Annotated in this window: 10 protein-coding genes; 1 reads left to right on the forward strand and 9 read right to left on the reverse strand. The window is 72.1% G+C overall.

What is annotated here, in order from left to right:
* Nucleotides 1-43: 43 nt before the first annotated feature.
* Both prfA and rpmE read right to left on the reverse strand, forming a co-directional pair.
* Entirely contained in the window at nt 44-1,132 is a 1,089-nt protein-coding gene (prfA, locus tag AC5L30_RS30760) for a peptide chain release factor 1 (protein WP_196919502.1), read from the reverse strand.
* 132 nt (nt 1,133-1,264) lie between these two features.
* Nucleotides 1,265-1,489 (reverse strand): 50S ribosomal protein L31, encoded by a 225-nt coding sequence (gene rpmE, locus AC5L30_RS30765; RefSeq protein ID WP_130404116.1) that lies wholly within the window; start codon nt 1,487-1,489, stop codon nt 1,265-1,267.
* Nucleotides 1,490-1,762: 273 nt separating this feature from the next.
* Here rpmE and AC5L30_RS30770 point away from each other — a divergent pair, with 273 nt between their 5' ends.
* Entirely contained in the window at nt 1,763-2,659 is an 897-nt protein-coding gene (locus AC5L30_RS30770; protein WP_494871588.1) for a phosphatase domain-containing protein, read from the forward strand.
* A gap of 44 nt (nt 2,660-2,703) precedes the next feature.
* Here AC5L30_RS30770 and AC5L30_RS30775 read toward each other — a convergent pair whose 3' ends face one another.
* The 7 genes from AC5L30_RS30775 to thrC all read right to left on the reverse strand — a co-directional run bounded on the left by AC5L30_RS30775 (nt 2,704) and on the right by thrC (nt 16,017).
* Nucleotides 2,704-6,192: a phosphodiester glycosidase family protein gene (locus tag AC5L30_RS30775; protein WP_494871589.1), complete on the reverse strand. Its 3,489-nt coding sequence runs from the start codon at nt 6,190-6,192 to the stop codon at nt 2,704-2,706.
* 184 nt (nt 6,193-6,376) lie between these two features.
* Nucleotides 6,377-8,509, reverse strand: a complete 2,133-nt coding sequence (gene rho, locus AC5L30_RS30780; RefSeq protein ID WP_494871591.1) for a transcription termination factor Rho — start codon at nt 8,507-8,509, stop codon at nt 6,377-6,379.
* 297 nt (nt 8,510-8,806) lie between these two features.
* Nucleotides 8,807-9,751 (reverse strand): homoserine kinase, encoded by a 945-nt coding sequence (gene thrB / locus AC5L30_RS30785; RefSeq protein WP_494871592.1) that lies wholly within the window; start codon nt 9,749-9,751, stop codon nt 8,807-8,809.
* A 64-nt stretch (nt 9,752-9,815) separates the two neighbouring features.
* The gene (locus AC5L30_RS30790) at nt 9,816-11,060 is read right to left on the reverse strand and encodes an MFS transporter (protein WP_494871594.1); all 1,245 of its coding nucleotides are present in this window, start codon (nt 11,058-11,060) and stop codon (nt 9,816-9,818) included.
* A gap of 97 nt (nt 11,061-11,157) precedes the next feature.
* The gene (locus tag AC5L30_RS30795; RefSeq protein ID WP_494871595.1) at nt 11,158-11,394 is read right to left on the reverse strand and encodes a polysaccharide deacetylase family protein; all 237 of its coding nucleotides are present in this window, start codon (nt 11,392-11,394) and stop codon (nt 11,158-11,160) included.
* 153 nt (nt 11,395-11,547) lie between these two features.
* Nucleotides 11,548-14,826, reverse strand: a complete 3,279-nt coding sequence (locus AC5L30_RS30800; protein WP_494871597.1) for an efflux RND transporter permease subunit — start codon at nt 14,824-14,826, stop codon at nt 11,548-11,550.
* A 141-nt stretch (nt 14,827-14,967) separates the two neighbouring features.
* Complete coding sequence (gene thrC / locus AC5L30_RS30805) at nt 14,968-16,017, reverse strand: threonine synthase (protein WP_494871599.1); 1,050 nt, start codon at nt 16,015-16,017, stop codon at nt 14,968-14,970.
* Nucleotides 16,018-16,025 lie beyond the last annotated feature (8 nt).

The raw sequence follows: 16,025 nt of genomic DNA on the forward strand, positions 1-16,025 counted from the left end.
CGCCCAGGACGGCACGCCCGGCCGGGATGGTCGGGCGGCGCGGTCAGCGGCGGGTCAACTCGGTGTCGCCGGCGAGCCGGGCGGCCCGGTCGGCCTCGGTGAGGGCGTCCAGTACCCCGTCCAGCTCGCCGCCGAGCGCCAGATCCAGGTTGTACGCGGTGTAACCGATCCGGTGATCGGTGATCCGGTTCTGCGGGAAGTTGTAGGTGCGGATCCGCTCCGAGCGGTCCACGGTGCGCACCTGCGCCTTGCGCGCGTCCGAGGCGGCGGCGTCGGCCTGCTCCTGAGCGGCGGCGAGCAGCCGGGCCCGCAGGATCCGCATCGCCTGCTCCCGGTTCTGCAACTGGGACTTCTCGTTCTGGCAGGAGACGACGATGCCGGTCGGCAGGTGGGTGATCCGCACCGCCGAGTCGGTGGTGTTCACCGACTGGCCGCCCGGGCCGGACGAGCGGAACACGTCGATGCGCAGGTCGTTCTGGTCGATCGTGACGTCGACGTCCTCGGCCTCCGGCAGCACCAGCACCCCGGCGGCGCTGGTGTGGATCCGGCCCTGCGACTCGGTCACCGGGACCCGCTGCACCCGGTGCACGCCGCCCTCCCACTTGAGCCGCGACCAGACGCCGTTGCCGCCGTCCGGCACACCCTTGGTCTTGATCGCCAGGGAGACGTCCTTGACCCCGCCGAGGTCGGAGTCCTGTGCGTCGATCACCTCGGTGACCCAGCCGTGCCGCTCGGCGTACCGGGTGTACATCCGCAGCAGGTCACCGGCGAACAGCGCCGACTCCTCGCCACCCTCACCGGCCTTGATCTCGACGATCACGTCCTTGGCGTCGTGCGGGTCGCGCGGAATGAGCAGCTCGGCGAGGCGCTCCTCCAGCACCGGCAGGGACCCGGCGATGGCGTCCGCCTCAGCCGCGAAGGACGGGTCCTCGGCGGCCAACTCGCGAGCCGCGGCCAGATCGGCGCGGGCCTGCTCCAACTCGTCGGCGGCCTTGTGCAGCGGCACCAGCTCGGCGTACCGGCGGCCGACCCTGCGCGCGGTGGCCTGGTCGGCGTGGATGGCCGGGTCGGCCAACCGCTTCTCCAGCTCCGCGTACTCGTCGAGAAGGCCGGCCAGACGCTCGCTGCTCATGCTGCGGATGCTCCTTCGACGGTGCGCGACGACCCGGCCGGGCCGGGAGGCCAGCGGCCGGGCGGAAACGGAGGAAAACGCGGACGGCGCCCGCGTCCGGCGAAAAACCGGACGCGGGCGCCGAACGAGGAGTTACTTGGCCTTCTTGGCCTGAACCTTGGCGTACTTCTGCTGGAACTTCGCGACCCGGCCGGCGGTGTCGAGAACGCGCTGCTTACCGGTGTAGAACGGGTGGCAGGCGCTGCAGGTCTCGGCGTGGATCGCCCCGCCCTTGGCGGTGCTGCGGGTCGTGAACGTGTTGCCACAGGAACAGGTGACCTCGGTGGTCACGTACTCCGGGTGGATGTTTGCCTTCATCGCCTCGGTCCTCTCGTTGGTGGTCGCCGGGTCGCCGTCATCGCTCGTCGCGCCGTACGCGACGGGCTCGGGCGTGAACCGGAACCGGTGGCCGATTGACCAGTGTGCCATGGGCCTGAGCCGACCCGGTAGTCGGGCCGCACACCTCGTCCGGCATCGTCAACACGTGCCTACCCGTCCGCATTCCCGCCGCCCGACGGGGCATTCGCGCACCGGGCGGATCACCGCCAGGTACCCCGCCCGGGGTACGCCCGTCGAGCCGGAGGTGCGTGGATGACCCGCCTGATCGCCACCCGGGGACTGCCCGCCTCGGGCAAGACGACGTTCGCCCGCACGCTCCAGCCGTCCGTCTCGCGGGTCAACCGGGACGACCTGCGCCGGATGCTGCACGGCGAGCGGCTGTTCACCCAGTGGGCCGAGGCGCAGGTGACCGCCGTGCAGCAGGCTCAGGTCGAGGCGCTGCTGCGGGCCCGGGCGGACGTCTGCGTGGACGACACCAACCTGCGTGCGCGGACCCTGCGGGGGTGGGCCGACCTGGCCGCCCGCTACGGCGCGGATTTCGAGGTGCACGACTTCACCGACGTGCCGCTGGCCGAGTGCCTGCGCCGCGACGCCGCCCGCCCGGCCGCCGACCAGGTCGGCGCGGACGCGATCCGCCGGTTGCACGAGCGGTACCTGGAGGGGCGGACGTTGCCGCTGCCGGTGCCGCAGGCCCGCACCGGGTCCCCCGCCGTGGTGCACCCGCCGTCGACCGAGCCACCGGAGATCGTGCTGGTGGACATCGACGGCACCGTCGCGCTGGCCGTCTCCCGCAGCCCGTACGACATGACCCGGGTGGGCGAGGACCAGCCGAACACGGCGGTGATCGCGGCGGTCCGGGCGATGCACGCCGCCGGGTACGGGGTGGTCTTCTGCTCCGGACGGGACGCCTCCGCCCGCGCGGCCACCGAGGCGTGGCTGGCCCGGCACGTCCGAGTGCCCTACCTGGGCCTGCACCTGCGGGCCGTCGGCGACTCCCGGAAGGACTCGATCGTGAAGCGGGAGATCTACGACCGGGAGATCAAAGACCGTTACCGGGTGGCCGGCGTGTTCGACGATCGCGTCCAGGTGGTGCAGATGTGGCGATCCCTCGGCCTGACCGTCTTCCAGGTGGCCGACGGCGACTTCTGAGGTGTCCGGATGGGCCCCCACGCGTGGGGGCCCATCCGGACAGTTCACCCGGTGACGGTGATGGTGGCCTCGGCACGGGCGCCGTTGACCTCGACCGTCAGGCGTATCGGCGCGCCGGGTCGCAGCGCCGTCAGGGTGCCGGTGGCCGGGTCGAATCGGGCGGTGTGCCATGGGCGCACCCCGGCCGCCGAGCCGATGTGCACTCCCGGAGAGGCCGACCAGTCGGCGCTGACCGGTGCGGCCACCGGGACCGTACGCCCGCCGGGCTGGGTCAGCGTGGCGGTGACCGCCGCGGGGGTGCCGACCGCGACGGTGGCCGGGGCGGCCACCGTGAGCCGGTCGGCGTGCGCGTGGAACTCCGCGTCCACCCAGCGCGGGCCCTCGGCGAACGGGTCACGGCGGGCCCGGTCCGCCTCGGCCGGGGTCACCGGGTCCACGCCGAACTCCGTCCAGCCGGTGAAGCCGCCCTGGTCGGCGGGGGTGGACGGCGTCTTGCCCGCGTTGCCGTTGATCACGTACGGCACCCCGTCCACCCGGTCGGCGTGGAAGGTGCCGACGTGCCCGCCCACGAACAGCGCGCCCTTGCCGGTGCGGTGCTGGAAGTCGGCCAGCCACTGCTCCAGCAGCGCCGCCTCCTTGCGGTCGGCGAGCTGGCTGGCCTGCGCCGGGCTGGGGTCGCGCGGCGGGTGGTGGTGCAGGACGACGACCGAACCCACGCGCCGGTCGGTGGCCGCCGCGTCCAGCGTCTCGCGGAGCATCCGTACCTGGTCGAAGCCGCCGCCGCGCAGCGTCCCGGTGGACGAGTTCAGCGTGACGAACCGGGTGCCGTTGTGGTCGAACACCCGGGAGGTGGCACCGAACGCGGCCGCGAAGTTGCTGATCGGGGCACCCATGGTCTCGTGGTTGCCGGGCACGTAGTACCAGGGCAGCGCGTCGCCCAACTCCTCGTCGAGGATCCGCCGGGCCAGCGCGAAGTCGGCCGGGTAGGCGGTGTCCACGAAGTCGCCGTTGATCAGGAGGAAGTCCGGCCGGGCCGCCCGCACCTCGCGCAACGTCCGCCGGGCCTGGGCGACCAGGTCGCTGTCCGGGTCGGCGGCGACGAACTGGGCGTCGGAGAGCACCGCGAACCGCCACGGCGCGCCGTCCACCGTGCCGTCGCGGACCACCACCCGATCGGTACGCGGGGCCACCTCCGGCACGTCGACCGTCGGGGGTACCTTCGCCACCAGGTCGTCGATGATCACCTCACTGGTGTACTGCGCCGCGGCGTTCGTCTCGGCCACGTAGAAGCGGCGTACCCGCACCGGGTACTGCACCCCGGCCGGCACCGCGAACTCCACGTACCGCCAGCCGGTCCAGGTGATCAGTGGGCCGCGCAGCACGTGCTGGGTGTCCTGGGCGTCGTGCAGGTGCAGGCTGGGCCACTCGCCGGTGCCGTTGCCGTGGATCCACATCCCGAAGCCCTGCGGCTGACCGGGCACCTCGATCCAGGCGGGTGGATCGGCGTACGCCGCCCGCGTGCCGGTGGACTGGCTGAAGTCGTACGACATGCGCAGGCCGGTGCCGGTGTGCCCGGGCGCCGGCGCGACCGATCCGCTGGCACGGGCCTGGCTGAACCGCCAGGACGCGGCGTCGTCGAAACCGGCGACCGGCACGTCGGTCAGTCCGACGGTGACCGGCAGGACAGCGCTCGTGCGTCCGACGTGAACGGTCACCAGGCCCGAGCCGGTGTCCCGCAACGCGGCGATGGACAGGTTGCCGTCCCCGGTGGGGGTGATCCGCAGCAGGTCCCTGTCGTAGTCGAGGGTGAGGTCGGCCGGTTCGATCGGCGCGGTGTTGCCTTCGGCGTCGTACCCGACCACGCCGACCAGGGCGTTACCGTCCAGGCCGGCCAGTCCGACCCGCGGCGTGGTGGTGCCGATCCGGGCCAGCGGGCCGAGCACGGTGAGGTTCAGCGAGCCGGTGACCCGCCCCCGTGCGGCGGTGACCGTGCTGGCCCCCGGTACGCCGGCGTGGAACACGCCGTCGCGGTCGACCCGGCCGCGTACCGCCGGGGTCGCCCGCCAGGTGGGGGCGCCGGCCGCCGGGCCGTACGTCTCGTCGTAGCCGGACGCGGTGAGGGTGCGGGTCAGCCCCGGGAAGACCCGGTCGGGCCGCCCACCTCGCACCGGTGAGACGCCCGGGGCGGCGGTGGGGTCGCTGGCCGTCTCGACCCAGTAGCCGGTGAGTCGCCCGCTGCCCTTCGGCGCGTAGATGGCCAGGCCGTTGGGCACGGCCCGCTCGCTGCCGTCGGAGGGGCCGTTCTCCAGCTGCACGCCGGGCGCGCCCGGCTCCCGGGCCAGCAGCGTGGACGATCCGCCACCATCCAGGTTGAGCGCGTGATGGGCGCCCAGTTCGGCCATCATCCGGCCCATCTCGGTCTGCGTCACGCCGCGGCTGTCGACCTGACGGCCGTCCACCGTCAGCATGATCATCTTTCGACCGTCGGCGCTGAAACCGACGGCGGTGCGGGGGGCGAGGGTCGGATCGGCGATGTTCTGCACGGCCCCGTCGCGGACCAGGACGTTGCCGCCCCCGACCGCCGCGTGCAGGGTGCTGCCGTCGGAGGGCTTCGGCCGCCAGGCCACCGCCACCGGGTCACCGGGACGCAGGCCGGCCAGCGCGTCCGCGCCGAGGTCGCGGCCGAGCAGCACGGTGCTGCCTGCGACGATCGGGCCGCTACCGGCCACACTTGCCACCGCGGCCACCCGACCGCCGGTCACGGTGACCTCGACCACCCGGGCCGCGCCCTCCACGGCGCGCTGCCGGGAGTACGTCCCCCACAGCTCGGTGAAGGCGCCGATGCCGTCGGCCTGCACCAAGTTGTTGAACTGGGTGAGCGGGACCGGCCCGGTGGGCAGGGTGGCGCTGCCGTCGAAGTTCACCTCGATCACCCGCCCGAGCCCGTTCGTGGTGACCGCCACTGCGTTGCGATGACCGCTGACCCCCGACTGGATCAGCTCGCCGTCACGGACGCCGACGCCCTGGGCGGCACCGGAGTTGTTGATGTCGAAGAAGTCGCCGTTGACCGCGGCGACCGCGTGCGACTGGTCCACCGCCTTCCGCAGTGGCTCGGCGCGGCTGACCGCGCCGGAGTTGACGTAGTCGACGGTGGAGCCGCCGGCCAGGTCGGTGGTGAGCGCGTCGGCGCGCAGCCAGCCCTCGGCGTCGTACCGGTCGAAGGACGTCAGCTGCACGCCCGGCGCGACCGGCCGGGTGGCCTTCGTGGTCTCCAGCCCGCCGGCCGGCTCCAGACCACCAGCGCTGGTGGTCGGGGCGGTCGCGACCGTCGGGGCGGCGGCCAGGCTGACCGAGCCGGCCGGGCGGGAGGACGCGGGCGGCGCGTCCTCCGCGATGGTGGGTGAGGCCAATGAGGCCGGGGTGGGCGGGTCGATGGTGGGTGCGGCGGTGGCCGGCGGCGACAGGGCCAGGGCGAGCAGCGGCGTCAGCAGCAGGACGCCGGTGCGGCGGGCGGATCGTCTGCGGGTACGCATGGACGACAGTCAACCCGGCAATGAATAGAAGTTTCAATACCTGCCGACTGAACCGAAGGAAAATTCCAACAACTCACCGCGCGGGCAGCGGTTCCGTTGGTGTCGCCCCCGCCCGTTGCGGCTCCCACCATGACGAAGGGGCACGGCCGGTGCGGCCGTGCCCCTTCGTCTCACCCGGGGAGAGTTACTCCCCCGGCGTCGACTTCGCGATCTGCATCAGGAACTCGATGTTCGTGCGGGACTGCTTGAGCCGGTCCAGCAGGAGATCCATCGCGGCCTGCGAGTCCAGCGAGTGCAGCACCTTCCGGAGCTTGTGGATGATGGCCAGCTCCTCGGGTGCGAGCAGGACCTCTTCCTTACGCGTACCGGACGGGTTGATGTCGATGGCCGGGAAGGTCCGCTTGTCGGCGATCTTCCGGTCCAGCTTCAACTCGGCGTTGCCGGTGCCCTTGAACTCCTCGAAGATGACCGTGTCCGCCATGGACCCGGTCTCCACCAGCGCCGTGGCGATGATGGTCAGCGACCCGCCGTTCTCGATGTTGCGGGCCGCGCCGAGGAACCGCTTCGGCGGGTAGAGCGCGGTGGAGTCGATACCACCCGACATGATCCGGCCGCTGGCCGGCGCCGCCAGGTTGTACGACCGACCGAGCCGGGTCACCGAGTCGAGCAGCACGACGACGTCGTGTCCAAGCTCGACCAGGCGCTTGGCCCGCTCGATGGCCAGCTCCGCCACCGTGGTGTGGTCCTGCGGCGGACGGTCGAACGTGGCCGCGATGACCTCGCCCTTGATCGACCGCTGCATGTCGGTGACCTCTTCAGGCCGCTCGTCCACCAGCACCACCATCAGGTGGCACTCCGGGTTGTTGCGGGTGATCGCGTTGGCGATCGCCTGCAACACCATCGTCTTACCCGCCTTGGGCGGAGACTGGATGAGTGCCCGCTGGCCCTTGCCGATCGGCATGACCAGGTCGATGACCCGGGTGGTCAGGATGTGCGGCTCGGTCTCCAGCCGCAGGCGCTCCTGCGGGTAGAGCGGAGTGAGCTTGTAGAACTCCGGACGCCGCCGCGCCTCCTCCGGCTCCATGCCGTTGATCGTGTCCAGCCGCATCAGCGGGTTGTACTTGTCCCGCCGCTGGTCACCGCTGTTGACGCCCTCGCGGGCCGCCCGGACCGCACCGGTGATCGCGTCACCGCGGCGCAGACCGTACTTCTTGATCTGGGACATCGAGACGTACACGTCGTTCGGGCCGGCCAGGTAACCGGTCGTCCGCACGAAGGCGTAGTTGTCGAGCACGTCGATGATGCCGGCCACCGGGACGAGCACGTCGTCCTCGCTGACCTGCGGCTCACGCCCGCCGGTGTCGGCACCGGTCTCGGTGCGCTCGCCGCGCCCGCGGCGACGGTCCCGGAAACGGCTGCGCCGGCCGCGCCGGCCGCCACCCTCGCCGTCGTCGTCGTCGCTGTCCCGCTCGGCACGCTGACCACGATCGTTGCGGTCACCGCGGTCGGTGCGGTCGTTGCGCTCCGGACGGTCGTTGCGCTCGGCACGCTCGCCCCGCTCGGCACGGTCGCCCCGGTCGTTGCGCTCGGCCCGGTCGCCCCGGTCAGCACGCTCGCCCCGGTCGTTGCGCTCGCCCCGCTCGGCACGCTCGCCCCGGTCGTTGCGCTCGCCCCGCTCGGCACGCTCGCCCCGGTCAGCACGCTCAGCCCGGTCGCCCCGGTCGCCCCGGTCGCCCCGGTCGGAACGCTCAGCCCGGTCGGAGCGCTCGGCACGCTCGGTCCGGTCCCGGCGATTCTCGCCGCGGTCGGTCCGCTCGCCGGCACCAGCCTCTTCGGTACGCGCCTCTTCGGTGCGGGCCTCGGTCGGACGCGCCTCAACGGGACGCGCCTCGGTCGGACGGGTCTCCGCTGCTGCGGTCCGGCTCCGCCGGGTGCGGCTACGGCCCTCGGTCTCGGCTGCCGGCTCGGCCGGGGCCTGCTCGGCACCGCGACCTTCGGCGGCCGGCCGGTCGGCGGTCTCCCGCACCTCGGCGCGCACCCCCTCACGGGTCGGGGCGGCCGCGGCCGCGACCTCGGCCCGGGGTCGAGGGGTCCCGGCGGCGTTGCCGCCCTGCCGCTCGGAAATCGCGGCGATCAGCTCGCCCTTGCGCATGCGAGCCGTGCCGGAGATGCCGAGCGACGCAGCCAGGCTCTGCAGCTCTGGCAGCAGCATCGCCGACAGACCGGTGCCGCTACGCCGACGACGGGCGGGAGCGGCGGCGGTGGCATCGCCAGCGACGTTGGAAACATCCGACGTCACGTCGGTGGTGTCGCTCAATGGATTCCTTCCCTCGATAAGGCCGGGACTGCCCGGAGTCGGAGCTCAGGTGGCCGGGCGGCCTCGGTGCACCCGCCTCGCAAGGACGCGTCGCGGGAGTCTGTGACACAGCAGCCGGTCGGTATCCCGACTCACCAACGTCGGTGAGCAGGTCTCGCCGTCTGCGGCGACCTGTGGAAACTGCGGTGCGGCGTGGGCCTTTGGCAGGGGTAGACGGGCTGACCGCCGAGAGCTTCGGGGGTGCGCCGCCCCGCAGGAGATCGCGTGCTTCGCGGCTGTGCTAGGTCTAGAGCGTAATCAACTCTTCCGACCTGCGGCAACAGGGTCCCGCTCGGCGTGTCCAAGTCTACCCCGTGCGACCCGCGCGCCGCTGACGTCTATCGGTAACTGCCAGATCTCCCAGTCTGTTCCCACTGGGAAGCCCGCTGGAGGCTCGCTGAGCGCCAGCACAGTCGGCCCCGCCCCACTGACCACAGCCGCCACACCGGCCGCACGCAACGCCCTGACCAGGGCAGACGTGCCTGGCATTCCGGCTGCGCGGTGATCCTGGTGGAGCCGGTCGACGGTGGCCGGCAGCAGCAGGGTCGGGGCCGTGGTGAGCGCGTGCACCAGCAGTGCGGCCCGCCCCGCGGTCAACGCGGCGTCGCCGTGCGGCACGGTGGCCGGCAGAGCCGCCCGCGCGGTCGCGGTCAATCCGCGTTCCGCCGGGACGAAAACCGTGGGCCGCACCGCGTCGGCGACCGGCAGGGACACCGCCCGGGCGCCGCCCGGCTCGGACCAGGCCACGGTGAAGCCGCCGAGCAGGCAGGGCGCCACATTGTCCGGGTGGCCCTCGATCTCGGCGGCCAGCCGGAGCGCGCCGGCGTCGTCGAGGCGGTGCTCCCCGTCGACGACGAGGGCCCGGGCCAGCAGCACCCCGGCGACGATCGCGGCGGACGAGGAGCCCAGCCCGCGCGCCTGGGGGATCCGGTTGACGCACTCCACGCTGAGCCCTCCGGGGTGCGCTCCGAGCACGTCGAAGGCGGCGCGCATGGCCCGCACCACCAGGTGTCGGTCGTCGTCGGGCAGCTCACCGGCGCCCTGCCCGGTCACGGTCACCCGGACACCGCCCGACCCGACCTGGGCGGCCACGTCGTCATAGAGCCCGAGGGCGAGACCCAGCGCGTCGAAGCCCGGGCCCAGGTTGGCGCTGGTCGCGGGCACCCGGACCCGGACCGGCTCGGCGGTGAAGTTCGTCGGCACGCGCTCATGCTAGGGCTCGGCACCGACGAACCGGCCCCGCGCCCGCTGCCTGGGACCGCCGAGTTCAGCCGGCCGGGTCCGGAATCGGCTCGGCGGCCGGATCGGTGAGCGAGAGCCGGCGGGTGGCGATCCGCCAGCCGACCGCGTACACGAGGGTGATCAGACCGCAGCCGGCGAGCACCACCCGTTCGTCGACCACGTCCACCACCAGGGCCACCGCGAGTTGGCTCACCGAGATCGCCAGCGTCGCCAGCATCATGTCGGTGGCGAAGACGCGACCCCGAAGCCGGTCCGGGACCTCGCCCTGGAGGGCGAAGTTCGACATCACCCAGTTGCTGCCACCCGCGAAGTGCGCCACGAAGACCAGCAGCAGCACCAGCGGAAACCATCGCACCACCGAGGTGCCCAGGTAGGACAGGCCGTAGAGCGACATGGACAGCGCGAGACCGGGCAGCAGCCAGGCACGGTTGGTCAGCACCCGGCGCATCAGGATCGGCCCCACCAACGCTCCCGCCCCGCGTACCGCGAAGAGCAGGCCGGCGCCGAGCGGGCCGACACCGTACACACCGGCCAGCAGCGGGAACACGGTCAGCACCCCGTTGCCCAGACCCACCGCCGACTTCACCGTGACCAGCGCGAGCACCCGTGGGCGGTGACCGATGTAGCCGAGCGCCTCCCGGACCGCGGACCAGGTCCGCTGGGCCGGTTGGTCGGCGTCCCGGGGTGCCTGCAACGGCCGGCGGATCCGGGTGGCGAGGCCCGCGGCCATCGCCAGGCCCGCCGCCGCCACCCAGAAGCAGACGTACGGGCCGGCAGCGGTGCTGAGCACGCCGCCGAGCGAGGCGCCGACCACCGTCATGGTGCCCCAGGCCGAGCCGGCGACGGCGTTGCCCGCGGCGAGCTCGTGGGGCTCCAGCACGTTGGGCAGCGCGGCCTGGGCGGCCGGTGAGTAGAACGCCTTGGCGACCGCCACCACGCCGATCGCGACCAGCGCCAGCCACGCCGTTTCGGCGTTCCGCACGCCGAGCAGCAGCAGCACGCCCGCCAGCGCGGCCACGTTGGCGGCGATCATGATCTTCCGACGGTCGAACCGGTCGGCGATGGTGCCGGTGTACGGCAGCAGCAACGCCACGATGCCGGTGTCCACCGCCAACACCAGCGCGCCCCAGACGCCGCTGCCGGTCAGGTGCGGCAGCAGCACCAGCAGCGGCACCATGACGAACCAGTCGGCGCCGAAGACCACCAGCTCGGCGAGGAAGAGGTTACGAAAGCTCCGATTGCCGGTCAGAACCGAGAGGGTGGACGCCACGGAGCGCGACCCTACCTGGTCGTTGTCGAGGCCATACCCGCTCCCAGCAGCGCCGAGAGCGTGACGAAGGTGTAGCTGCTCGACCGTGGCCCGTTGATCATGCGGTCCCGGTGGTCGCAGCTGTGGTTGCCCACCTCGTGCCCGGCGAGCCGGTCACGGACGATGTCGGCGTGCCGGCTGACCTGCGCCCGACCCTGAAGAAGGTGGCCGGAACCCGGTGCTGGGCCAGGATGTCGAGCAGCATCGGAGTCCACTGTGGTGCCGAGCCGTCGTCGAAGGTGAGCGCCACCAGGCGTTGGTTGGTCCGCACCGACCAGACGACGCCCCCGACCATCCGCCCGCTCCGCCTCGCCCACACCCCACCCATCTACGAGGAGTACGCAAGAAGTTACACAAGGTGCGGGTAGGTCGAGTCGGAGTGTTTTCGGATGAACCTGGAACGCCCCCGGCAGAATTCCGCCGGGGGCGTTCCGAACTGCGCTTCGACCTACTCGGTCGGCTCGGACGGAGGCAGTGGCGAGGTACGGCTACGGGGCAGCCGCAGCACCTCGAACTGGTCCGTGCCCTCCACCAGCGCCGACGACGGCGCGGGTCGCCCGGCCGGCTGCGCACCCTCGGCCGCAGCCGGGGCGGGCGCGCCGCTCGGCACCGCGACCTGGTTCGGGGCTGGCGCCTCGTCCGCCTCCACCGTGGTCACCGCCGACTCCCCGGAGCGCCGCCGTGCGCGCCGACCCCGCAGCGACTCCTTGGTGTGCTCCACCATCGTGTAGAGCGTCGGCACCAGGATCAGCGTGAGCAGCGTCGAGCTGAGCAGACCACCGATCACCACGACCGCCAGCGGCTGAGAGATGAAGCCACCCTCACCGGTCAACCCGAGCGCCATCGGCAGCAGCGCGAAGATGGTCGCCACCGCCGTCATCAGGATCGGGCGCAACCGGCGACGGCCACCTTCGACCACCGCCTCCCGGACCCCCATGCCCTGCGCCCGGTACTGGTTGATCAGGTCGAGCAACACGATCGCGTTGGTCACCACGATGCCGACCAGCATCAGCACACCGATCAGCGCGGGCACGCCGAGCGGCGTCCCGGTGATCAACAGCAGGCCGATCGCACCGGTCGCCGCGAACGGGATGGAGATCAGCAGGATCAGCGACTGGGTGAGGCTGCGGAACGTGGCCACCATGATCAGGAAGACGATCGCGATCGCGGCCAGCACCGCCAGGCCCAGGTCCGCGAAGGCATCCGCCTGATCCGCGCTGACACCACCGATGGTGAAGCTCGCGCCCGGCACGTTGATGCCGTCCAGCCGCTTCTGCAACTCCGTGCTGGTCGCACCCAGGTTCGAGCCGGTCGCCGCGCCGGTCACCGACACGCTGCGCTCACCGTCGATCCGGGTGACCTGCTGCGGCCCCTCGCCCTGGGTGACCTGCGCGATGTCGCCCAGCTTGACCGGACCAACCGGCAGTGCCCGCAGCTCCGCCACGGTCATCGGCGGCTGCGTGCCCAACCGCAGCACCACGTTCTGCTGCTGACCGTCGAGCGCGACCTGCCCCAGCGGCGCTCCCCGGAACGCCTGCGACACGAGCTGCCCCACGGCGGCCTCGGTGAGCCCGACCCGACCGGCGGCGACCCGGTCGACCGTCACGTCGACCCGCGGCACCCGCGCGGACAGGCTGGTGGAGACGTCCTCGACGTCCGGAACACCGGCCATCGCGGCCCGCGCCTCCTCGGCGGCCCGGGTCAGCACCTCCGGGTCACTGGCCTGGACGATCACCTCCAGCTGGCTGGTCGACGCCTCCTGCCCGCCACCGAAGCTGATCTCACCCACGCCGGCGCCGAGCTTGTCGAACTCCTTGCGCAGCACCTCACGCATCTGCTTGGCGTCGGTGTCACCGTCAAGCGCCAGCGACCAGCTGGCGACGTTGTTACCGCCGCCGCCCGCCCACGGGTTGTCCCCACCGCCCGCGGTCACCTGGTACGTCTCGACGCCCTTGGCGCGGGACAGCACCGACTCGACCTGCTTGGCCGCCGCGTCGGTGGCTGCCAGGCCACTGCCGGCCGGCAGCTCCTGGCTCATGTTGAGGGTGTCCTGGCCGGAGTCGTCCAGGAAGTTGGTCTCCAACTTTTGTGCCAGACCGAAGGTGCCGAAGAGCACCAGCAGGCCGAGCCCGACCGTGATCCACCGGGTCGATCGCTTGCGGGTGGCGAACCCGATCACCGGCAGGTACGCCCGCTGCAACGGGCTGCGCAGCTCCTTCTCCTCCGCGGCGTGCCGTACCGCCTCGTCGTCCGCGGTGCCGCCGCGCGGCTTGAGGAACCAGTACGCGAGGACCGGGATGACGGTCAACGACACCAACAGCGAGGCGAGCAGGGCCACCGTCACGGTGATCGCGAACGGCGCGAAGAGCTGGCCCACGAAACCGCCGACCAGCGCGATCGGCGCGAACACCGCCACCGTGGTGAGGGTGGACGCGGTCACCGCGCCGGCCACCTCCCGGACGCCGGTGATGATGGCGTGCCGCTTCTCCTCGCCGTACTCCAGATGTCGTTTGATGTTCTCCAACACCACGATCGAGTCGTCCACCACCCGACCCACCGCGATGGTCAACGCGCCGAGGGTGAGCAGGTTGAGCGAGTAGTCGCCGATCCACAGGGCGATCAACGCCACCAGCACGGAGAGCGGGATGGAGACCGCGGTGACCACCGTCGAACGCACCGACAGCAGGAAGACCAGGATGACGATGACCGCCATCACCAGGCCCAGCAGGCCCTCGGTGGTCAGCGACTCGATCGACTTCTCGACGAACGGCGCCTGGTCGAAGACCACGGTCAGCTCCGCGCCGGAGGCGTCCTTCAGGTCGTCGAGCCGGTCGCGGATCTCGTGCGAGATCTGCACGGCGTTGCCGTCCGGCGACGCGGTGACCGCGATGCCGAGGCTGTCCTTGCCGTTGGTCCGGGTGATCGCCGTGGCCGGGGCGAGCTGCTGCTCGACCGTCGCCACGTCACCGAGGCGGACAGGTGCCGCGGCCGGGACGACCACGATGCCGCGCAGCTCCTCCAAGGTGGCGATCGGCGTGCCGACCTGCACCGGGAGGGCCAGCGCGCCGTCGGTCACCGCGCCGGCCGGAACCGCCACGCCGTTGGTCTTCAGCGCCGCGCCGATCGCCGTCGGCTGGATCTTCGCGGCGGCCAGCTTCGCCGGGTCCGGGGTGACCACCACGACGTTGTCGCGGGTGCCGGTCACCTCGACCGTGCGTACCCCCTCGATGCCCTCCAGCTCCGGCACCACCGTCGCGCGCAGCTTCTCGGCGAGCGCCCGCTCGTCCGCCGCGCCGGCCGCGGCCAGCACCACCGCCGGAAGGTCGTCGGTGCTACCCGCGATGACCTGCGGGTCGACGCTCTCCGGCAGCTGGGCGTCGATCCGGCTCAGCGCGGTCTGCATCTTGTTGACCACGTCGTCGAGGTCGGTGCCGAACTCGTACGTCACCTGGACGGTGGCCGCGCCCTCGCGCGATGTGGAGGTGACCTTGTCCAGCCCCGGGATGCCCTGGAGGGCATTCTCGATCGGCTCGGTCACCTGCGACTCGACGATCTCGGGGCCGGCGCCGGGGTAGGGGGCCACGATGAACGCGGCCGGGAACTCGAGCGACGGCAGCAGTTGCTGCTTCAGCGACGGAACGGCGAACGCTCCGAACACCGTGGTCACCACCGCGATGAGGGCAATCAGCCCTCGGTTGGCGAGGCTGAATCTGGCGAGCAGCGACATCGGCCTGGCTCACTCCTGAACGAGAATGCGGGCGGGGATACCCGAAAGTGTGCCGGACTCGCATACCTCGGCCCCCGCCACCCCCGGGCCGTCCCGCCGTCCGCCTACCCGCCGCCGATCACCACCCGGACGGTGGCGCGCTCAGGCCAGGTCGAGGGCGCGGGCCGCGGCCAGTGGGTCGTTCGCGATGGTCACCGGTGCCGGCGCGGTGGAGATCGCCCATTCCGGGTCCTTCAGCCCGTGGCCGGTCACCGTGCAGACCACCGTGGAACCGGGCGGCACCGCACCCGCCGCGGCCTGCTGCAACAGGCCGGCCACGCTGGCCGCGCTGCCCAACTCGACGAAGACCCCCACCTCGCGGGCGAGCAGGCGGTACGCGGAGAGGATCTCCCGGTCGGTCACCGACACGATCAGGCCACCGGAGGCGTCCCGAGCATCCAGCGCCTTGGTCCAGCTCGCCGGGTTGCCGATCCGGATCGCGGTGGCGATGGTCGACGGCTCCGGCACCACCTGGCCGGTCACGATCGGGGCCGCCCCGGCGGCCTGGAAGCCGTACATCTTCGGGGTCCGGGTGGTGGCGCCGGCAGCCATCTCCTCCGAATATCCCATCCAGTACGCGGAGATGTTGCCCGCGTTGCCGACCGGCAGGCAGTGGATGTCGGGAGCGTCACCGAGCGCCTCGACGATCTCGAAGGCGGCGGTCTTCTGGCCGTGCAGCCGGTCGATGTTGACCGAGTTGACCAACGCGACGGGGTAGTCCTGGGCGAGCTTGGCGGCCGTCGCGAGGCAGTCGTCGAAGTTGCCGTTCACCTGGAGCAGCTTCGCGCCGTGCACCAGCGCCTGGGCCAACTTGCCCAACGCGATCTTGCCCTGCGGCACCAGCACGGCACAGGTCAACCCGGCCCGGGCCGCGTACGCCGCGGCGGAGGCGCTGGTGTTGCCCGTGGAGGCGCAGATGATGGCCTTGTTGCCGGCCTCGACCGCCTTGGACACCGCGAGGGTCATCCCCCGGTCCTTGAAGGAGCCGGTCGGGTTGGCGCCCTCCACCTTGAGGTGCACGTCGCAACCGAGCCGGGCGGACAGCACCGGCGCCGGCAACAGCGGGGTGTTCCCCTCGTGCAGCGTGACGACCGGCGTGGCCGCGGTGACCGGCAGCCGATCCCGGTACGCCTCGATCAGACCCCGCCACATGTCGTTCT

The sequence above is a fragment of the Micromonospora sp. BQ32 genome (genome assembly GCF_059358895.1).